This window comes from Bradyrhizobium sp. ORS 285 (assembly GCF_900176205.1).
Classification (GTDB): Bacteria; Pseudomonadota; Alphaproteobacteria; order Rhizobiales; family Xanthobacteraceae; genus Bradyrhizobium.
In genome coordinates this window covers 1015128-1035496 of record NZ_LT859959.1, presented here as the reverse complement: position 1 = coordinate 1035496, position 20369 = coordinate 1015128, and the positions used below count along the sequence as shown (strand labels likewise).

General features: G+C 64.4%; 17 protein-coding genes. 6 read left to right on the top strand and 11 right to left on the bottom strand.

The window, feature by feature from the left end:
- Window positions 1-193 precede the first annotated feature (193 nt).
- Window positions 194-1354 carry a TAXI family TRAP transporter solute-binding subunit gene (locus BRAD285_RS04530; RefSeq protein WP_006613987.1) on the top strand — a complete coding sequence of 387 codons (1161 nt, stop codon included), beginning with the start codon at window positions 194-196 and terminating at the stop codon, window positions 1352-1354.
- A gap of 179 nt (window positions 1355-1533) precedes the next feature.
- Here the strand turns inward: BRAD285_RS04530 and BRAD285_RS04525 are convergent, their stop codons facing one another.
- The gene (locus BRAD285_RS04525; protein WP_244422319.1) at window positions 1534-2016 is read right to left on the bottom strand and encodes a cytochrome family protein; all 483 of its coding nucleotides are present in this window, start codon (window positions 2014-2016) and stop codon (window positions 1534-1536) included.
- Between the two features lie 300 nt (window positions 2017-2316).
- Here BRAD285_RS04525 and BRAD285_RS04520 point away from each other — a divergent pair, with 300 nt between their 5' ends.
- Window positions 2317-3174 (top strand): dienelactone hydrolase family protein, encoded by an 858-nt coding sequence (locus tag BRAD285_RS04520; protein WP_063828205.1) that lies wholly within the window; start codon window positions 2317-2319, stop codon window positions 3172-3174.
- Window positions 3175-3393: 219 nt separating this feature from the next.
- On the opposite strand, the gene BRAD285_RS04515 is transcribed toward BRAD285_RS04520, so the two are convergent.
- Entirely contained in the window at window positions 3394-3696 is a 303-nt protein-coding gene (locus tag BRAD285_RS04515) for a hypothetical protein (RefSeq protein ID WP_035647939.1), read from the bottom strand.
- Between the two features lie 176 nt (window positions 3697-3872).
- Window positions 3873-4220 carry a MerR family transcriptional regulator gene (locus tag BRAD285_RS04510; RefSeq protein WP_006613990.1) on the bottom strand — a complete coding sequence of 116 codons (348 nt, stop codon included), beginning with the start codon at window positions 4218-4220 and terminating at the stop codon, window positions 3873-3875.
- A gap of 86 nt (window positions 4221-4306) precedes the next feature.
- Here BRAD285_RS04510 and BRAD285_RS04505 point away from each other — a divergent pair, with 86 nt between their 5' ends.
- Window positions 4307-5317 (top strand): NAD(P)-dependent alcohol dehydrogenase, encoded by a 1011-nt coding sequence (locus tag BRAD285_RS04505; protein WP_035647942.1) that lies wholly within the window; start codon window positions 4307-4309, stop codon window positions 5315-5317.
- Between the two features lie 213 nt (window positions 5318-5530).
- On the opposite strand, the gene BRAD285_RS04500 is transcribed toward BRAD285_RS04505, so the two are convergent.
- The 3 genes from BRAD285_RS04500 to BRAD285_RS04490 form a co-directional block, all read right to left on the bottom strand.
- Window positions 5531-6457: an alpha/beta hydrolase gene (locus BRAD285_RS04500; protein WP_006613992.1), complete on the bottom strand. Its 927-nt coding sequence runs from the start codon at window positions 6455-6457 to the stop codon at window positions 5531-5533.
- A gap of 138 nt (window positions 6458-6595) precedes the next feature.
- A complete protein-coding gene (locus BRAD285_RS04495) occupies window positions 6596-6979 on the bottom strand; it encodes a hypothetical protein (RefSeq protein WP_035647957.1) in 384 nt (127 codons plus the stop codon).
- A gap of 131 nt (window positions 6980-7110) precedes the next feature.
- Window positions 7111-7857: a hypothetical protein gene (locus tag BRAD285_RS04490; RefSeq protein ID WP_139020688.1), complete on the bottom strand. Its 747-nt coding sequence runs from the start codon at window positions 7855-7857 to the stop codon at window positions 7111-7113.
- 1304 nt (window positions 7858-9161) lie between these two features.
- Here BRAD285_RS04490 and flhA point away from each other — a divergent pair.
- Both flhA and BRAD285_RS04475 read left to right on the top strand, forming a co-directional pair.
- The gene (flhA, locus tag BRAD285_RS04480; RefSeq protein WP_035647948.1) at window positions 9162-11291 is read left to right on the top strand and encodes a flagellar biosynthesis protein FlhA; all 2130 of its coding nucleotides are present in this window, start codon (window positions 9162-9164) and stop codon (window positions 11289-11291) included.
- A gap of 370 nt (window positions 11292-11661) precedes the next feature.
- Window positions 11662-11862, top strand: coding sequence for a hypothetical protein (locus BRAD285_RS04475; RefSeq protein WP_006613997.1), 201 nt, complete (start codon window positions 11662-11664; stop codon window positions 11860-11862).
- A 131-nt stretch (window positions 11863-11993) separates the two neighbouring features.
- On the opposite strand, the gene BRAD285_RS04470 is transcribed toward BRAD285_RS04475, so the two are convergent.
- From BRAD285_RS04470 to fliI, 4 genes are all read right to left on the bottom strand, one after another.
- Complete coding sequence (locus tag BRAD285_RS04470; RefSeq protein WP_035647951.1) at window positions 11994-13016, bottom strand: anti-sigma factor domain-containing protein; 1023 nt, start codon at window positions 13014-13016, stop codon at window positions 11994-11996.
- Window positions 13017-13088: 72 nt separating this feature from the next.
- Window positions 13089-13637: a sigma-70 family RNA polymerase sigma factor gene (locus BRAD285_RS04465; RefSeq protein ID WP_006613999.1), complete on the bottom strand. Its 549-nt coding sequence runs from the start codon at window positions 13635-13637 to the stop codon at window positions 13089-13091.
- 150 nt (window positions 13638-13787) lie between these two features.
- Window positions 13788-14207, bottom strand: a complete 420-nt coding sequence (gene fliJ / locus BRAD285_RS04460) for a flagellar export protein FliJ (RefSeq protein ID WP_006614000.1) — start codon at window positions 14205-14207, stop codon at window positions 13788-13790.
- 109 nt (window positions 14208-14316) lie between these two features.
- Window positions 14317-15639 carry a flagellar protein export ATPase FliI gene (gene fliI, locus BRAD285_RS04455; protein WP_006614001.1) on the bottom strand — a complete coding sequence of 441 codons (1323 nt, stop codon included), beginning with the start codon at window positions 15637-15639 and terminating at the stop codon, window positions 14317-14319.
- Between the two features lie 421 nt (window positions 15640-16060).
- Here fliI and ctrA point away from each other — a divergent pair, with 421 nt between their 5' ends.
- The gene (gene ctrA, locus BRAD285_RS04450; RefSeq protein ID WP_006614002.1) at window positions 16061-16762 is read left to right on the top strand and encodes a response regulator transcription factor CtrA; all 702 of its coding nucleotides are present in this window, start codon (window positions 16061-16063) and stop codon (window positions 16760-16762) included.
- 1331 nt (window positions 16763-18093) lie between these two features.
- Here ctrA and BRAD285_RS04445 read toward each other — a convergent pair.
- The gene (locus tag BRAD285_RS04445) at window positions 18094-20274 is read right to left on the bottom strand and encodes a phospholipase D-like domain-containing protein (protein ID WP_006609203.1); all 2181 of its coding nucleotides are present in this window, start codon (window positions 20272-20274) and stop codon (window positions 18094-18096) included.
- Between the last annotated feature and the right edge of the window lie 95 nt (window positions 20275-20369).

Sequence of the window (20369 nt, the reverse complement as noted above, 5' to 3'; positions counted from 1 at the left end):
GCGCCCAGCCTGCCGCAGACGGGGCGCAATCAAGCCTATGGCTTTTTGGTGGCGAAGCTGCGCCTTTCTGCCGGCCTAACTGCTACCAACCGGCGAGTAGTAGACCAGCATCATCGAGCCAGGAGATAATACAAGAGAAGAAACAGATCGGGCCTCGCGTTTGCAGTGCGGCCTGCAACGGAGGACATGGGGCATGCGGGTCGCGTTGTTGAGTTGCGTCGTTGCGACAGGATTGAGTCTCGCGGCAACGCTGCTGCCGGCCGCTGCCCAGACCGTGAAGCCGGCCAAATCGGCCACCGCCGCGGCCGCCGGCGAAGGCGGCAAGCTGCAGGAGTCCAACGAATGGACGGTCGGCATCGCCGGCGGCCTGCTCGAAGGCACCAACATCCGTTTCGCCGCCGAGATGGCCAAGGTGCTCGACGACCGGCCGAACCTGCGCGTGCTGCCGATGGTGACCTATGGCGCGCTCGGCAACATCGAGGACCTGCTCTATCTGCGCGGCGTCGACGTCACCATCACCTCGGCCGACGTGCTCGACGAGTTCGTCCGCAACGGCACCCTCGCCAACATCAAGAACCGCATCCGCTACATCTGCTCGTTCTACATCAACGAGATGCACGTCTATGTCCGCCCCGAGATCAAGACGCTCGAGGACCTCCAGGGCAAGAAGGTCTCGTTCAACACCGTGGGCAGCGCGGCCAACCTCACCGGCGGCATCGTGTTCGACCGGCTCAAGATCGGCGCCGAAAAGGTCTTCATCAACAATTCGGTGGCGCTCGAGAAGATGCGCACCGGCGAGATCGCCGGCGTGGTGCACGTCACCGGCAAGCCGACCGACCTGTTCGCCAAGTTCAAGCCCGAGCCGGGCTTCCACTTCCTGTCGGTGCCGTTCGCGCGCAGCCTGCAGGACTATTACGTGCCGACCAAGCTGACGTCGCAGGACTATCCCAACCTGCTCAAGCCGGGCGAGACCGTCGAGACCATCGGCGTGCCGCAGGTGCTGGCGGTCTACAACTGGTCCCCGGAGACCGAGCGCTATCGCCGCGTCGCGCGCTTCGTCGAATATCTCTTCAAGCGCTTCGACCAGTTCAAGCAGCCGCCGTTCCATCCGAAATGGAACGAGATCAACATCGCCTCCTCGCTGCCCGGCTGGACCCGCTTCCGCGCCGCCGAGGAGTTGCTCGTGAGCAGCCGTCCGCCGGAGACCGACGTCACCGTCAAGCAGCAGTTCGACGAGTGGATGAGCGCCAGGAACGCAACGGGCGGCCGGCGTCTCAGTGACACCGAGGCCAAGGCCTTGTTCGAGCAATTCCAAGGCTGGATGAAGCGTGAAGGCGATCAGCCGGCGCGGTAGCGCCGGTGATCAATGGAGCTGTGGCGCGGCGGGCTTGCGGCGCAGTGCTATCCGAAGGCTCGCAAGCGAGCGCCGGAGCGAATGGAGCTTCATGCAAGGCTCCTCGGACAACGCTCGAAGACGGCGAGCCCATCTCACGATCGACGCCCGACCGATCGTGCCTCGCCGTCCGCCCGCTGTCACTCCATGGCCGGCGCAAACTCCTGATCGGCAACGCTGGCGGCCTGCGGCACCTTGATCACGACCGCGGCGCGGTTGAGCGCCTGGTGACATGAGTTGCAGGCGGCAGTGAGGTCGGCATAGGACTGCTCGAAACGGCCGATGTCCTTCTGCTTGATCGCCTGCGCCAGCGCCTCGAACGGCTCCTGCGTCACCGCTGCATTCATCTCGGCGAACGAGTTGCCCTCGACCTGCGGCTGCGCCCGGCTGACCCGGTTGAATGCCCCCTTGAGATTGCCGAGCTCGTAGGCGCTGAACGCCCAATTGCCGCTGTGGGCGGCCAGCCAAAGCCGGATGTGGCGCGGCTGGATGGTCGCAATCATCAGGTCGCTGACGGTCGGCACATAGGCGGGCGATGGCGCCGGCGCGTCGGCTCGCAGGCCGGCGACGGTCGCGAGCGAGGCAAGCCCGGCAAGGCCAGCGGCCAGGACTATCAGCCGCACGCTCCGGCGGAGCTTCTCGAAAGGCATCTTTAGGGTCCCCAAACTGATTTAGAATACTTCTAAAGAAGGCCCATGCCGGTCGCCAATCGGTTTCCGTGATCGCAACGATCAGAAAAACTTGATGGCCCAGGCCGACCGAGCGCGCGTCATGCTCCCGCATTCGAAGCGCCGGCCCTTCAGAGGACGGCTGGAGACGACCGGCCCCAGATGACGGCCTCGGGATTGCGTGCAAGAATGGTCGCGGGACCTGCATGGCCGTCACCAGCACCACGCTCTTGTTTGCAGCGACTTGGTTTCGAGATGCCGAAACTTCACGCATTGATTGTTCTCGCAATCATTGAAGTTCTTTCTCTCTCGCCCGTGCTGGCAGACCAGTTGGTCAGCTTCAAGAGCGCGCCCTACCGTCTCGGACAGTTGCAACAGCGCCTCGCGCAGGAGCGTGGCGATGCCCCTGAGCGAACTTCGGACACGGTCGAGGGCTGGTTGTCCAAGCCGGAAGGAAACGGGCCCTTCGGCGCGATCGTGCTTCTTCACGGCTGCAGCGGGCTCCATGACGACGTCCGCAAGCACTTCGCCGAGCTGGCAACCGGCTGGGGCTATGTTCTACTCGCCGTGGACAGCTTGGCCACCCGCGGCATCAAGCAATCATGCACCCGGCTGATGCCCGCCCGGCAGGGAGATGCGCTAGGCGCACTCGCCTATCTTTCCGGAGCTCCGTTCGTCGACCCGCGCCGAGTCGTGGTGATCGGATCATCGCAAGGCGGCGATGTCGCTCTCGATCTGGCATCCGAGGTTCAGACGAATATCTTCGACGTTCCAGAAGGCCTGCAATTCAAGGCCGCAGTGGCCTACTATCCGCTGTGTAGTGTCGCCGGGCCGAAACTGGAGATTCCAACGCTCATCATGATTGGCGAGCTCGATGACTGGAGCGCGGCGCATTCCTGCGAAACCTGGATGAAGACCCGGAGAGCAGACGGCGCCGCGGCCAAATTGATCGTCTATCAGGGCGCCTATCACGCATTCGATGTGCCGGATCTTGCCAAGGGCGTGAGAGCCTACGGACACTGGCTCAAATACGATGCCGACGCGGCGCGACGTTCGGTGCTGGAACTTCAGACATTCCTCGCGAGCCAACTATCGAGCACGACGTCACGCTGAGGCGGAGCTGGAGACGATCTCCGCAATCACGGCGCTCAGCGATCGCATTGGAAAGCGCGATGTCGACCGGGGACGCGGCGCTTTACGCACGGGAAGGCGCGGGTCGAAGAGGATGGAGCGCGGAGGTTTGGTGGACGTTTGGCGCCGTCACCCTGGATCGGCGCGCTGCGCGGACAAATCGAACCAACGGATGACCTCGGATCGCCTCGGCTTGGCGGTCTACGTCACCGTATAGCCGTTGTCGTCCAACGAGCGTCTCAGTTTTTCATATTCTCGATTGTTGAAGAGACCGCGAGGCCAGAACACCAGATAGCTCGGATACAACGGGGTCGAATGCCGAATGCGCAGACCGTTCACGGGCCGAATGCCCATCTTCGACAACGCATTGATCGCCTCGCGCGGAAGTACGTAGTCCTGATCGAAGAACACCAGACGCAAGGCCTCGGGAAAAACATGGAGCTGGGCATGTGGCGCGGTGATGCGACCCCGGCTGCTCCAGATTCCGCCCGTGAATGCAACCAACGCAAGTATCCTTGTGGTGAGGCCCGTGTTCTCGAACTCGCTCTGCGAGCTCCGCGTGATCGCGATGAGGCCGGACCGTCATTCGCCAGCGCGACGCACCTTCAGGAACTCGCGCTCGAGGCCGCCATCTTCGATCGGCCCGCCGCCTGGGATGTCCGTCATCCGACATCCGGCGATCAGGTCACGCTCGATATGAAGCCCGCGAGGATCGTCCGGCTCTGGCTGAGGGCCTCGATGCGTTGATCGATGAGGCCGACCTGCTGCGCCAATATTTTTCGCAGATTGTCGCAAGGCCTGAAGTCTGGGCGGTTGTTGCGCACGCAGGGGAGCAACTGCTTGATCGTCTCCAGCGTCATCCCGGCGGAGCCAAGCACCTTGATCCGGCGCACGGCTTCTTCGTCCGCCGGGCCGTAGTCCCGATAACCGGACGACGTTCGTTGCGGCGCAAGCAGGCCTTCGCCCTCGTAGTAACGCAGCATCCGGACGCTGACGCCCGTCCTTCGAGAGAGCTCGCCGATCTTCATCCGAAAACCTCTTGACCCTGACAGCGCTGTCAGACCTTACAGATCGTGCTTGCCCAAGTGGAGTCCCCCTTGTGCTGGGAGCAACGATGAAAGCCTATCATTTGAACCGCTACGCAGGTGCAGGGCGCCTGGTGCGCACCGACCTCATCAAACCCGAACCTGCCAGCGGCGAGGTTCGCATGCGCGTCGAAGCGGCAAGTCTCAACTACCGCGACCTCCTGATTCTCGACCGAGCGGGCCAAGGCGGGTTCGACGGTCGCGTTCCACTGTCCGACGGCGCAGGCGTCGTTGACGCCGTCGGCCCCGATGTCGTTCGATGGCGCCCGGGTGACCGCGTGGCCGCATCGTTCTTTCGCGATTGGATCTCCGGGCCGTTCAAGTCCAGCTATGTTCCGTCATCGCTCGGCGGCAGCACGATGGATGGCATGCTGGCGGAGTACGTGGTGCTGCCGGCGACGGCGCTGGTCGCCGTGCCGGAGCACCTCACGTCGATCGAAGCTGCGACCCTGCCCTGTGCCGGCGTGACGGCATGGCACGGCCTCATCACACGCGGTGGAATGGGCAAAGCCGACACGCTGCTGGTCCAGGGAACCGGCGGCGTCGCCCTGTTCGGCCTTCAGTTCGCCACGGCACTCGGCGCCCGCGCGATCGTCATCTCGTCCTCGGATGAAAAGCTCGCCCGCGCCCAGGCGCTCGGTGCCTCGATCCTGATCAACTACCGCGACACGCCCGATTGGGATGCCGCGGTGATGAAAGCCACCGACGGCGAAGGCGCCAGCCATGTTCTCGAGCTCGGCGGACCCGGCACCTACGACCGGTCGCTGCGCTCGGTCGCATCGGGCGGCAAGATCGTTCAGATCGGGGTCTTGACCGGGTTCGGCCCGAAGCCCGACCTCGCCCGCCTGCAATGGGAGAATGCCGACATCATCGGTGTCACCGTCGGCTCGGTCGACCATTTCACAGCCATGAATCGCTGCCTCGGCGAACACGCGATCCATCCGGTCATCGACCGGATCTACGACTTCGACGACGCTCCCGAGGCGTACGCCCATCTCCGGTCCGGCTCGCACTTTGGCAAGATCGTTTTGAGGCTGTAGGCACCTGGGCAGATCGCCGGGATCATGATGGCGAGAACAGGCGTCTTCTCTTCGCGGTGACGAAGCGCTCCTGCCGTTGGCAGAGCGCTTCGGCGTCGGTTTCATGCGCCTTGTCACGGCGACAACAAGACGAGCGGCGCGCTGCGCCTGGTCGGGGTCGATCGGATGTAGCGTCACCATCGTGCCATCAGGGCGGCGGCACATCGACGAATGTTACCTCGCGCCGATCATCCTGCGCAGCCAGGCGTCGACAATCGCGGTGGCCGGATGACTGGGATCGCCGAGCTCGCGATTGATCTCCATGTGACCACGCAGGCCGGTGCCCCCGACGCCCTGGACCTCGGCCGGCGTGCCCGCCTGGGTCAGAGCCGCGCCGAGGGCCTCGGACTGCGCCTTGCCGTCGGCGCGGTCGACATGGAGAATCAGGAACGCCGGCGCATTCGGCTTGGCAGCCTGTAAGGTCGGCGACAGCGCGCGCTGGCGCGCAGGCTCGGTGCCGAACGCCTGGATGTAGGTGTCGAGCATGAAGCGGCCGCTGTCGGCGAGCTGGCGCGCCACGTCGTAGCAGGCGCCATCCAGCGCAATGATGCCGCTGATATCGCGCAAGGACAGCCCCGCTGCCGTGAAGTACCTCGGATCGGTCCCGACCAGCGCAACGAGATGTGCGCCTGCGCTGTGCCCCATCAGCACGACGCGCGAGGAGTCAATGCCCAGACGCGCTGCATTGTTGTGCAACCACGCCAGCGCCGCGGCGACATCAGCCGCCTGCTGCTCAACCGTCGCCGCCGGCACCAGCCGGTAGTCGATCGAGGCGAAGGCGTAGCCCTGCGCGAGCAGGTGCTCGACCTTCGCAGCTCCCGTCGCGTTACGCTTGTCGCCCCGCTTCCACCCGCCGCCATGCACGAACACGACCAACGGCGCAGCCGCGCCTCCCCTCGCTTGCCAGACGTCGAGCCTCTGCAACGGATCGGGGCCATAGGCATATTCGGTCGCCGGCGCAACTTGGCTCCCCGCCTCCCGCGCCGCCATGCGCGCCTGCAGCCGCTCCAGAAAGGGCCCGGCGCTGGCAGGCATCAGCGAAACGGGCTGCACGAGCCCCAGGCTCGCGACCAACAGAACGGCAAGTGTCGAACGCAACATCGAGAGCTCCATCGTCGTCAGACGATAGCAGCACGTGTTGCTTAATGAAGGCCGCACGCAGCGTCGTTACAAAATGTCACGAACGATGACGTCCGCGAAACTACGGACGGCTTTACGCGGCAATACCAAACACCAGCGTCAGGCTTGACCGAGCCCCTGCGGAAGACTGATCCAGATGACGGTCTGCTCCTCCGGAGAATGGAGCGTCCTGTGTCCCTTGCCATGCGTGTCCTCGAACAGGATGAAGCCTCCGGCCGGGACGTGCCTTCGGTCTCCGTCGCTGGTCTGGTACTCCGCCGAGCCGCTGAGCCGCACGGTGAGCGAGCGTCGCGGCACGGTGTGCCAGTCGACCTGCCCTGCCCTTGCCGGAATGCGTGTGAAGCTGACGTGGGTGCTCGCATATCTTGCGGACACGTCGAATATGGCAGCCTCCGGGTGAACCTGCCGCGCGACTGTCGGAATGTCGACTTCATCGAAATGCGACTCGCCATCTTCGGTGGCGTAGACCCGTAGGCACTTCATCAAAGACTCCATTCCGATGACTGCAGGCGATCACGGCGACCTTGCACAAAGCCCCACGCCACGCACTGGTGGACGCTCGCGCAGTGCCCGCGATCACGGCTCGAGGCCAAGGATGACTTCGCCGGCTCCCTTCAGCCGGCGTCGCCGCGACGGCTCGATCCGCTTTGATCCACCAGCTTCGTATCCGGCTCCTCGTCCGCCAACTCCCACTCCACGTCGGGATCCAGATCGGGATCGAGCTCGCCGATCAGAACCGGCTGACCATCCCTGCCGAATTGAAACACGGCGTCGCTGTCGTCGGCATTGACGTCGCCGAAGAACTTTTCCAGCGCGGCGAACTCCCGGTGCGGAGCGAAGCCATGGGTCTTCGACCATGCCACAAGCTCGCGCAGCAGCTTGCGGGCCTCGCTCGGAGCGATCGGGACCATGGTCCCGCCCGCATCCGCCATCGCCATGTATTGCTCGACCTGCGCGCTCTCCAGCGTCCTGAACATCACGTCCTTGACACCCAGCGCCAACGTGTCGAGCAAAAACAGGGCTGCGTTGTAGGGCGAAGCCTGGCCGCGCGTCAGGAGCAGCGTCCCCAGGCCGATATCGAACAGACCTTCATTGACGCAGCAATGCCGGATCGGCGCTTGTGCCGCCCGTGCCACGCGCGCCGGCAGGCTGTTGTAGATCGCGTCCTCGCGCTTCGCCAGGGTCGCCAGTTGCTTGCGCCGTTGCGCCTTCTTGGCTCGCTTCTGCGCCATGTTCACTGCCATCACCATCCTCCATCGCATCGAGTCGTGCGGCATGATAGCAGTGAACCGGCGAGGAAGCACCGCAGCGGCCACTCTCTCTGGCCGGAGTCTCGTGCGATTTTTGGGCAGCTCACTCATCGAAATAAATCGAAGCCGTCCTGCCCCGCACCACCGTGTGCAAATGTGCGAACTCGCTCTCGACGAAGATTCGGGTTGCATCCATGGGCGCGGCTCCAACGGATATCACCGATCCTACGACGCGAGATGATCGCTGCTTTGTTCGCCCGTGGCGCACGCGCTGACACTTTCGCGAGGTCGTTCACAAGCGACATCCCTGGCTGACGCAGAGCGTGCAGGAGCCGGCGCGATCAGAATTTTCGGTTTGCCGAATTTTTCTCTTTCATTTTTTCCGAACTGATGTATATCTCTGTCCATCCTGCTTCCGCCGGAGGGGCGTGTCGCGACCGTCACGAGACGTGGGAGGTGGGATGCGATGGGCGCAAGGAATCGCAGCGTGGCCTCTAGCCGCGCGGACGAACGGTTCGTTGCGCACGGCGAAGTCGTGCGGTCCTGATACCCCGACGCTGGTATCCAGCGCAGTGCGCGCAAGCGCATTGTCGCGACATGGTGGCCAACAAGCCCGGCGCACCAGGGAGACCACGTATAAGCCGTTCCAACCGTCGCGCAGGGAAGGCCGGGTGTGTTCGGCCAGACCTGTGGTGACTGCCGCCTGCTTTTTTGCTGCAGGCGGGCCACGGGCGCGGCCAGCGCCCGGCCTTCCCTGCGCCCTCCTCTGTGTCGAGGGCGGGTCTGACGCACAACTCGGGCGCGGATGCGCCGCGGGAGATGATGGCGCATGTCTGCGAGACGGATACCTTTGGGCGGTCGGAATGCCGAGCGGCGGTACGGGCCTCATGGTTCGAGACGCCGCTGCGCGGCTCCTCACCATGAGGGTTTGGTGCAGAGACCGGTGCTGCACTTTGTTCATGTGCGGCGGCCTCATAGAGGAGAGCTTGCGCGGCAAAGGCGACATGCTGCTTCGAGCCGGACCACACAACCCCTCCCCTCACCCTGAGGAGACCGCCGAAGGCGGTCGTCTCGAAGGGCAAGGACCGGACTTCGGCCGCAGGGTTCGCGACGCGTCTGCGGCTCTCCGCACCACGAGGAGCGACCTGCGTAAGCCGCAGCGGCCGACAAACCATGCGGCAGGAGCGCGCATCCCGCCTCCGCGCAACCTTTCGTTAACCGCCGTTAACCGAACGCTAACCATACACCGGGCAAAAATTGCCGAGTGGAATGTGCGTGTCGTGGTTGGGTGCAGTTGACGGGGGAGAGCTTCCGTGGACGCCAGCGCGGTACCTCAGTTTCGGAACGGCGGCCCCGTGGCCGCCGCGCAGTCGTTTGGGGCCGGCAAACGCGGCCCGCGGGAAGGGGCGAAAGCCATGGTCGACGTCACGGCGGGTCAGGGGGCCGGGTCTCCGGCCGGTTTTTCTTTTGCTGACCTGAAGACAGCCGTCATGCGCGGCGACATCGCGCTGGCGCTCGGCATCCTCACCATCCTGGTGGTGCTGATCCTGCCGCTGCCCTCGCTGGTGCTCGACCTGTTCCTGGCGATCTCGATCACTCTGTCGATCCTGATCCTGATGACCGCTCTGTTCATCCAGACGCCGCTGGAATTCTCGTCGTTTCCGACCATCCTGCTGATCTCGACGATGCTGCGGCTGTCGCTGAACCTGGCCTCGACCAGGCTGATCCTGTCACGCGGCCATGAGGGCACGGATGCCGCCGGCCACGTCATCGAGGCGTTCGGCAACTTCGTGATGAGCGGCAATTTCGTCATCGGCATCATCGTGTTCGCGATCCTGGTGACGGTGAACTTCGTCGTCATCACCAAGGGTTCGGGCCGCATCGCCGAAGTCGCGGCACGCTTTCACTTGGACTCCATGCCCGGCAAGCAGATGGCGATCGACGCCGACCTCTCCGCCGGCCTGATCGACGAGAAGGTCGCCAAGGCGAGGCGCAAGGAGCTGGAGGACGAAAGCGGCTTCTTCGGCGCGATGGACGGTGCGTCGAAATTCGTCCGCGGTGATGCGGTCGCAGGCCTGCTCGTCGTGTTCATCAACATCATCGGCGGCATCATCATCGGCGTCGCCCAACAAGGCCTGGGTTTTGCCGAGGCCGCCCGCACCTACACCACGCTGACCGTCGGCGACGGTCTCGTCACTCAGGTGCCGGCGCTGATCGTCTCCACCGCGGCCGGCCTGCTGGTCTCGAAGGCCGGCGTCACCGGTGCGGCCGACAAGGCGCTGATCAAGCAGTTCTCCGGCTATCCGCAGGCGCTCGGCATGTCGGCCGCCGTGATGCTGGTGCTGGCGCTGTTGCCGGGCATCCCGACCATCCCCTTCCTCGCGCTCGGCGGCGGCGCCGCCGCGCTCGCGCTGAAGGCCCGCCGGCACAAGGAGGTGACGAAAGCCGAGGAGATCGCCTTGGCCGCCGCCGCGCCCGCTGCAGCCGCGGCCTCTGCCGCAGCCGCCGAGGAGCCGATCTCCGCCGCGTTGAAGATAGACGATCTCAAGATCGAGCTCGGCTACGCGCTGCTGCCGCTGGTCAACGCGCCCGATGGCACCGACCGGCTGACTGACCAGATCAAGGCGCTGAGGCGCTCGCTGGCGATCGAGATGGGTTTTGTGATGCCGTCGGTGCGCATCCTCGACAACGTCCAGCTCGAGGCCAACACCTACATCATCAAGATCAAGGAAGTCGACGCGGGCTCCGGCAAGATCTGGCCGAACCAGTTCATGGTCATGGACCCCGGCGGCAACCAGGTCGCGGTGCCCGGCATCCACACGACGGAGCCGACCTTCGGCCTGCCCGCCACCTGGGTCGATGCGGGCCTGAAGGAAGAAGCGACGCTGAAGGGCTACACGGTGGTGGATGCGGCGACCGTGCTGTCGACGCACCTGACCGAGCTGCTCAAGGCCAATATGAGCGACCTGCTCTCCTATGGCGAGGTGCAGAAGCTCTTGAAGGAGCTGCCGAAGGAACAGGGCGAGCTGGTCAAGGACATCGTGCCGACGCAGATCACGATCTCCGGCCTGCAGCGCGTGCTGCAGCTGTTGCTGTCGGAGCGGATCTCGATCCGCGATCTCTCGACCATCCTCGAAGGCGTCGCCGACGCGCTCGCCTTCTCGCGCAACCCGGCGACGATCGTCGAGCACGTCCGCGCCCGCCTCGCCCGCCAGATCTGCGCCCAGAACACCTCGCCGATGGGCTATCTGCCGCTGATCGCGCTGTCGCCGAAATGGGAGCAGGCGTTTGCGGAATCGCTGATCGGCCAGGGCGAAGACCGCAGCCTCGCGATGCAGCCATCCAAGCTGTCGGAGTTCATGACTGCGACGCGCGATGCGTTCGAGCGCGCCGCGCGCGAGGGCGAGTCGCCGGTGCTGGTCACCTCGGCTGCGATCCGCCCGTTCGTCCGGTCGCTGGTCGAGCGCTTCCGCGCCCAGACCACCGTGCTGTCGCAGGCCGAGATTCACCCGCGGGCGCGGCTGAAGACAGTCGGGAGCGTCTGAGACAGGAGGCCCGGAACCTGCGAGTCAGTCCCAAGTTGTCAGAGGCAGGACCGGTCCAACGGGCCGGTTTTGCCGTTTTTCAGGGCAAACCCACCTGTGCTTTACCGCCACAGGCAAATGATTTCTTAATTTTGCGTTAGGTGGCTGATTTTCCGCCACAGACCGAACTTCCAATCAAGCCACTGTAATATCATGCATTATTCATGTTCTATTCATCAGCGGTCGCGCGGCATCACGCGCTATCACACGCTTGTGATGACCCCTACGAAACAGAATCGAGGTTTCCTACGTTCTTGCAGGCGAGACGATGAACCGGAACGCCGCCGGCTCACACGAATCAGCGAAGGACGGAAGGCGGCAGGAGGCTTCCATGAACCACTCGATTTACAGCGCGGATCGGACGACCCATCTCAAGATCGTGGTGGTTGCGCTCGTGGCTGGCATCGCGGTGGCCGGCTTCGGCATCTCCGCCCGTCTGAATGCGGAGCCGAACTACACGCAGACGGCGAAGGTCATCAAGGCCGGCAAGCCGGTCGCCGTCACGAGCTCGGAAGCGTCGCTGGTTCGCTGATTGGAATTCCCGGAATTCACGCGGTTCTCACAGCCCCCCAACTGGCCGCGTGGATATGTAGTAGACCCAACCCCAAGTCGACTACCGAAAACGCCCGCTCCCCACGGGCGTTTTCTTTTTTGCGCTTTGCCTCACTTCCCCGGCGGCACCGTCTCGATCAGCTTGCCCGTAAACACGATCGGCCCCGTCGCCTGCCCCGTCGGCGACCCGCCCTCCGGCTCGACGGTGACGGCGTAGGTGGCGCGGTTGACGGTGTCGGCGTCGTAGGAGGAGAGAACGGGACGGCTGGTGAAATCGCTGCCGCCGATCACGCCGAGCGAGCGCGGCTTCTGCAGCTTGTCGGAGACGATCCACAGCTCGAAGCTCTTGCCCGGCTCGGGCGCGGCGCCGACGCGGCGGACGGTGTAGCTCTTGCTGCCGGCATCGACGGTGAGGATGAAGGCCGGCGAAGCCGCATCCTTCTGCAGCAGCGCGACGAACTGCGCGGCGGGTTGCGGCGCGGCCGGCACCTTGACCTCGACGGTCTGGATGCGCGGCTTGGGCTGCAACGGCGGCGGCAGCAGATCCGGGCGATAGAGCTGGACGCCAAGCAGCGCGAGCAGCACCGCGGCAACCGCCGTCATGACGTTGGCGACCGTGCGCAACTGCCGGACCTTGGAGGCGAGCTGAACGACATTGGCGTTATCGTTCGCAACCTCCCGCGCCGCAGAGGCGCGACGCTGCGGTGCGACGGGAGGTGCTTCGGCCGGCGTGTCTTGGCGGGGAATCTCGACGGGGGCATCGGCGCTCGGAGCTTCCGCCGCGAGCTCTTCAGCCATCGGAGCCTCCGCTACGACGGACGGGGCTTTGGGAGCCTGCGGTGTCGCGACAGCCGGGAGTTCAACGTCCGCTTCTGCGGGAGACGGCGAAATGACCGCCGCCTTAATCCCAGACCGCGCGATCTCGGCCTTGATCCGCTCCCACAATTCGGGTCGCGGCTCGACCAGCCCGACCATCTGATTGAGCGGCCCAAGACGAAATTCCCACGCCTGGACCAGCGCCGCGAACGCCTGGTCGACGGCCATCATGGTCTCGACCTGCGCGCGCTCGGCGGCGTCGAGCGTGCCCAACGCATACTCCGCCGCCAGCGCGATATGGTCTTCGCTATACGCCATCACAGGTCCAGGTACGGGTCCAGGTCACTTCACCGAAAAGCTCGATCGCCGACGCTCAGTCCAAACCGCCCCTCATCCGATCCCCAGGCATTGGCGGATATCCATCATGCTCCGCCGCAGCCAGGTCTTCACCGTATTCACCGGCGCCTCGAACTTGGTCGCCAATTGCTCGCGGCTCCAGCCGTTATAGTAGGCAAGCAGCACAAGCTTCTGCCGGTCGGGCTCGAGCCGGCCGACGCACTCCAACAGACGCTTGAGCTCCTCCGACATCTCGCGCCGCGCCAGCGGATCGGGCGTCTCGGCCGCGACCTCGAGCGCGGAGGGCTCATCCTCCAAAGACAGCTCGCCGCGCTTGCGCACGAGGTCGATGGCGCGGTTGCGGGCGATCGCGGCCATCCAGGTAATGGGGGAAGACACCGACGGATCGAACTGGGCCGCGTTGTTCCAGACCTTCACATAGGTCTCCTGCACGACCTCCTCGGCGAGGTCCTGACGGTGCAAGATACGGAGCACGACGCCGTAGAGTTTCGCGCGCGTCGCCGCATAGAGGCGCTCGAAGGCGGCCTCATCCCCCTTGGCGACCGCGGCAAGCAGCCAGACCAGCTCTGCCGGCGTCAGCATTCAGCGTCCCCGAAAATCGCCCCACTCCTTCACTCGACCCTGCCCTCCCGTAGCACATATCGCGCGCGGCGCTCCAGCCGGGCGGGCGCGACGAAAAACCCGGACCTTGCGGCCCGGGTTTTCGAAAAGCTCCGACCTTGGCAACCAGGCTCAGGCGATGACGCCGAGCCGGGCGCGCATCAGGCCGATACTGTCCATGTCCGCCTGCTCGCGGGCGCTTTCCTCGGCCTTTTCACGGGCCTGATCGCGCTCATCGAGCAGCTCGACCTTCTTCATCTCCTCGAACGCCTCGGACAAGGCCGCCTTGGCGTCCTCGAGCTGGGCGCGCAGCTCGTCGGCCGAGCGCGTCAGGTTCTCGCGGCGCTGGATCGCCGCCTTGGCATAGGTCGGATAGGCAAAATGGGTCGGGTCGTTGATGCCGGCCCGCTCCTGCTCGGTCTGGATCTCCCGCTCGAGCTCAGACGACATGCGCTGGAAGTCAGCGATCATGCCCTCGATCTGCGTCACCCGGCGGCGTTTCTCATCCACCTGAAATTTCTTCAGACGGATCAGCGTTTCGCGCGACTTCATCGACTCATACTCCCCAGAAGTCCCGTAGACGGCGCGGGACAGGGCCGGCCGCCCTTACTGGGCCTGCCGACTAGGCTCGTTACATGGAGGGGATGATTACCCGACAAAGTTAGCTTTCCGTTTCCAAGCGCCCCAAGATCTGTTCCAGCTCCCGATACCCCTGCGCAAGCCCGCAGACCTCGTCCTTGCGCTGCCTGAGGAATGCCTCCAGCGGCTCGTGCAGCCGGATCGCCTCGTCGACCTCCGGGCTCGAACCTGCGCGATAGGCGCCAAGCCGGATCAGCTCTTCCATGTCGGCGTAGGTCGCCATCACCTGGCGCGCCCGCATGATGGTCGGCAGGAACACCGGATCGGCCGATTTCGGCATCGTCCGCGACACCGACTTGAGAATATTGATCGCCGGATAGCGGCCACGTTCGGCGATCGAACGCTGCATCACGACGTGGCCGTCGAGAATGCCGCGCACCGCGTCCGCCACCGGCTCATTATGATCGTCGCCGTCGACCAGCACCGTGAAGATGCCGGTGATGGTGCCGTCGCCGCTGCCCGGTCCGGCGCGCTCGAGCAGTTTCGGCAACTCTGTAAAGACGGTCGGCGTGTAGCCCTTTGCAGTCGGCGGCTCGCCGGCCGACAGCCCGATCTCACGCTGCGCCATCGCGAAGCGCGTCACCGAGTCCATCAGGCACAGAACATCCTTACCCTCGTCGCGAAAATATTCGGAGATTGCGAGCGTCAGATACGCCGCCTGGCGCCGCATCAGCGCCGGTTCATCCGACGTCGCGACGACGACGACGGAGCGCGCGAGGCCCTCCTCGCCGAGATCGTCCTGCAGGAACTCCTGCACCTCGCGGCCGCGTTCGCCGATCAGGCCGATCACCGAGATATCCGCATCGACGTTGCGCGCCAGCATCGACAGCAGCACCGACTTGCCGACGCCGGACCCGGCGAAGATGCCGAGCCGCTGGCCGCGGCAGCAGGTGAGAAAGGTGTTCAGCGAGCGCACACCCAGATCGAGAGGCGCGCCGACGCGCTTGCGCGAATGCGCCGGGGGCGGATTGTTGCGATAGGGAACCGGCGCGGCGCCTGATGGCAGCGGCCCCTTGCCATCGATCGGCTCGCCCATCGCGTTGATGACGCGGCCGAGCCAGGCCGGCGACGGCCGCACCTGGTTGGCGGAGTTGGCAATCACCGCGCGGCAGCCGCGCCGCACGCCCTCGAGGCCCGCGAACGGCATCACCACCGCATTCTTACCGGAAAAGCCGATCACCTCGGCAGGAATGACCGAGCTGCCGGTCTCGATCACGATGCGCGCGCCGACCGACATCGCGTGAATCGGCCCGGCGATCTCCACCATCAACCCCTTCACGCCGACGACACGGCCATACGTGTTCACGGCGTCGATGTCGCTGATCTGCTCGGCAAGAGCCTTCATCAGAAAACTGCCTTCATCACCAAAGCGCCTTCATCACGGAACCGCCTTCATTGCGAAAACCTTAAGTAGGGGCAGATTCGCGTCGCCGGTTTAACTCTGTGTTTACTCGCATCATTAATCATTGCGTCATGGTCTGGAGTGACTGACGTAGTGCGCTTTGCCGCCCCCAAAAGCGGTGAGGAACGAGAGTCGGTTAGTTCCATCTCTTCACATGGAGCTTGAACGAGGACGGTTGAGAAAAACTGCTTCTTCGCAACACCTTACGGCGATTCGACAAAAATTGCACGGATAGAGCTTGCGCAGCGGAATCAGGATTTGTTAACCATCTCTCGTCAGGATCCGAATCAGTTGTTCAAAGGCGTTTTGAGTGCCGCGGTGGCGGCCGACCTGACGCCCGGAGCGGCGACTATGGGGAACTGGCATGCGCGTTTTGCTGATTGAGGATGACAGCGCCGTCGCGCAGTCGATCGAGCTGATGTTGAAGTCCGAGAGCTTCAACGTCTACACGACTGACCTTGGCGAAGAAGGTGTCGACCTCGGCAAGTTGTACGACTACGACATCATCCTTCTCGATCTCAATCTGCCCGACATGTCCGGTTACGACGTGCTCAAGCAGTTGCGCGTCTCGAAGATCAAGACGCCGATCCTCATCCTGTCCGGCCTCGCCGGCATCGAGGACAAGGTCAAGGGTCTCGGCTTCGGCGCCGACGACTACATGACCAAGCCGTTCCACAAGGACGAGCTGATCGCCCGCATCCACGCGATCGTACGCCGCTCCAAGGGTCACGCCCAGTCGGTCATCCAGACCGGCGACCTCGTCGTCAACCTCGACACCAAGACGGTCGAAGTCGGCGGCCAGCGCGTGCACCTGACCGGCAAGGAATACCAGATGCTGGAGCTGCTCTCGCTCCGCAAGGGCACCACCCTCACCAAGGAGATGTTCCTCAATCATCTCTACGGCGGCATGGACGAGCCCGAGCTCAAGATCATCGACGTCTTCATCTGCAAGCTGCGCAAGAAGCTCGCCAACGCCTCCGAAGGCCGCAACTTCATCGAGACCGTCTGGGGCCGCGGCTACGTGCTGCGCGAGCCGCACGACCTCGACGAGCGCATCCCCGCCTGATCTTTCACTGGGTTTACCGGCGGGCCTCACGGCCTGCTCCTCCCAGACTGGACCCCGCCGCAAATGGCGGGGTTTTTGTTTGTGGGGGTGGTGGTTGGTGATGGGGCGGCCGCTTTGCGCCGGGCCAGCCCGCATTGGAGCCAAGCTCTCGCCCAGCAGAAGGTGCGCTCCCCTCCCCCTTGCGGGGAGGGGTCGGGGGTGGGGGTCCCCGGAAATGTTCTAGATGAGACCCGTAGCCTTCCAGCGAACTAAGCACTGAACTCGCCGCTCGCACCGACCCTGCCCCAAACTCCGTCCTGAGCAAGAAACCCCCACCCCCAACCCCTCCCCGCAAGGGGGAGGGGAGCCCACCGCCATCGCCGCGCCTGCGCGCCTCAAACGACCAGACACGACCGCCCTCGCCTTTCATCAGGCGAACACGAGCACCGCTCGCTTGTGCGCACTTGCTGCCACGAAGTTCTCCGAGAACTCATCACCTCAAACCTTCGCGATCTCGCGGCGCAAAGCGCCCGAGCTATGTGCCATTCTCACCGCCCTCTTCCGAACTGAGGGCGCAGGGAAGGCCGGGCGCTGGCCGCGCCCGTGGCCCGCCTGCTAGACAAGAAAGCAGGCGGCAGTCACCACAGGTCTGGCCGATCACCCGGCCCTCCCTGCGCGATGGCTTTACGATTTATACGCGATCTCCCTGGGGACCGGCTGTCTTGCCCCCATCACCCGCAGGCAGCGTCAACCGCAACGCCCACGCGCTTGGCCTCAGCACCGGGAGGCCAGGACCACGCGATTTCACCGTGCGCCGGGATCGTTCGTCGGCACGGCGAACCATGCTGCGACCCCAAGCGCCCATCGCATCCCACACCCGACGTCCGTGACGACCGCGAAGCGTCCCCTCGTTGGGGCGGGACGAAGCGGAGTAAAGCACAATTTCTGAGAAAGCGAAAGTGAAATTTTCGAGAAACAGAAATTCTCGAATTCGGGTGGTTACTCTCAACCGAGCCTCTGCAACGCCGGACGAGAGCTTTCGCTACGCGACCGGTGCACTCCCCTCCCCCTTGCGGGGAGGGGTCGGGGGTGGGGGTCCCCGGAAAAGGTCCACATGAAAGCCCCCTATCTGCCGCTGATCAGCAGGCGATCTCACGACCAAGACGCCGCTTGTCAGTCTCTGCCCCAAAATCCTCCCAAGCAAGAAACCCCCACCCCCGCCCCCTCCCCGCAAGGGGGGAGGGGGGCGCACCGCCATTGCCGCGCGAGTGTGGCTCGAACTGACAAGCACCCGCTCAGCTCCGACCGAGCGTTGCGCAGCAACATCTCACAGATGAGCCGGATCTCACGGATCAAGCTCTCTTCTTAGTGACCCTCTTCTTCGCGGCGCTTTTCTTAGTCGCCTTGGCCGCCCTCTGTGCAGGTCGCTTCGCCGCTTTTTTCGTGGTCTTTGCCTTTGACTTCTTCGCGGCCGCGCTTCGCTTCTGGGCGGTCTTCGTCGCCTTCTTGGCCACCTTCTTTTTGGTTGTTTTCTTCCGGCCGGCGGTGGTCTTGGCGGCGGCCGCTACTTTCTTCGTAGCCTTCTTGGCGGGTTTGGCTGATTTGGCGGATGAAGCCGTCGGGTTGGTCTTCGCAGACGGTGTCTTCGTCGGCTTGTCAGGTCCGCCAGACTTCGCCGGCTTCTTCGGAGCCACCCCGCCGCTGCTGCGCTCACCGCCGCTTGCGGCGGCCCCACCCGCCGCCGACAGCCAGAACCGCAGCTCCGGCGATTTCTCCTCGGCGCCCTTGATGTAGCGGTCCTGCCAGGTGTCGTCGCCTTGCAGCGGCTTGCCGAAGATGTCGGGGTGCTGTTTCAAGAGGAAGCGCCAAGCGTAGTGGTCGTAGAGGTCGAGGACATGGCAGGCATAGGCTTCGGCGAGGCCGCGGTGGCCGCGGATGATCAGCATGTTCTCGTCGTTGTTGTGCGAGGCGCGGAAGCCGAGATTGTGCGAGCCCGTGACGACGACGCAATCGTCGCTGAAGGGGTCGATCACCACGATCTTGTTGTGGATGATGGCGAAGCCGTATTTGGCGAGCTCGGCCTCCCATTTGCCGAACGCGTCCCTGGGCCCGACTGCTCCCGCCGGCACGCCGCGGAAATCGATGCTGCCGGCCTCGCCCTGCTTCTTCGGCTTGCCGGCTTCGCCGACCACCTTCACCTCGGGCGCGTCGCTGCCGCCCTCGTCCTCGCCGCCGCTCTCCGAATGGCCCCCGGCATGCAGCGCCGCGGAGAAGTTGGTGGCGCGCACCGGACTTGTCAGGGCGCCGCGCACGAACAGATCAGGCTTGTCCTTGAGCAACTGGCCGGCAACGTCGAGAATCGAATTGTTGCCGGGATCGAAAGCGAGGAACAGCACCGCGTGCGTGGCTGATTTCATCAGCTCGAACACGCGGCCCATGTCGTTGGGCGTCCTCGGGTTCCTGCCAAGCTTGCCTTGCGTGTTCGGCGAGAACATCGGTTCGATGGTGACGCCATGGCCGAGGTCGATCGGCTTTTGAATCGAGCTGGCGTTGTTGGCATGGGCGAAGTCGCGCAGGGTCTGCGACTGCAACGCCGACTTCTCGCCGTCGGCGGCGTCGACATCGGCCTTCAGCGCATTCCAATAGGACAGATAGCGCTCGGCCAGCTCAGGGCTTTCCACCACCAGCGCGTTGTTGGTCTGGGTGCACAGGCCGGTCGAGGTCCAGTTGGTCGAGCCTGAGAGCACCGCCGCCGGCTTGCCGTTCTCGCTCAGCACCATGAACTTGTTGTGCGGGATGGAGCCCTTGCCGAGGATGCGGTCGATCACGGTGACACCGGCGGCCTTCAGATTGGCGCGGTTCTCCGCGTCGGCATCGTCGGAGTCCTTGCCCTGCTCATTGCCGAGGATGACGGTGCGGCTCTTCGGGTTCTGGTGCAGCTGCTGCTCGAGACCGTTGGGGTCGTTCAGCTCATAGAGCGCGGCATGGATGGTGCCGCCACCGCTATCGGCGCGCTTCAGCAGCGAGGTCAGGCCATCCTGCAGCTGGCCCATCAGGCGGATGCGAATGGGATCCTTGGGATCGAGAATGTGCGGCGCCAGCGCCGGCACGCTCGGCTTGTCGTCTAGCGCATGCGTCAGCGCCTGGGTCGCGGTGATGCCGCGGTTGAAATAGGCATGGAACGGCGGCCGCTCCGGCGTCAGCGTGACCTGGTTGCTCTCCAGCGGCGCGACGCCTTCGAGCGGCGTCAACGTCTGGCCCGGCGTGCCGCCCATCGGCACGATGCGATATTTGTAGGTTCCGCCGCGCTTGGCATACAGGTCCTTCCACCAGAATTTCTGCACCGGGGCCTGGTCGGTACCGAGCTTGTCGGCGGTCTGCCCGGCAAAGCGGGCCAGCGCCGGCAGCACGGTGTCGGTGTTAGCGTTGACGTCGATCCGGTGGATGGCGAAGCCGAGACAGCCGTCGAGACGGCGATCGAAGGTCCAGGCGACGACGGCAATATCATTATTGGAAAATGCAAGCGCGGGCATGGCAGCACTCCTTGTCTGACAAGAAGTATGTCGCGCAGTTGTAACAACGGTTCGACACATCCGGGACAAGAAAGCGGATAGCGGAGGTCGCGGCG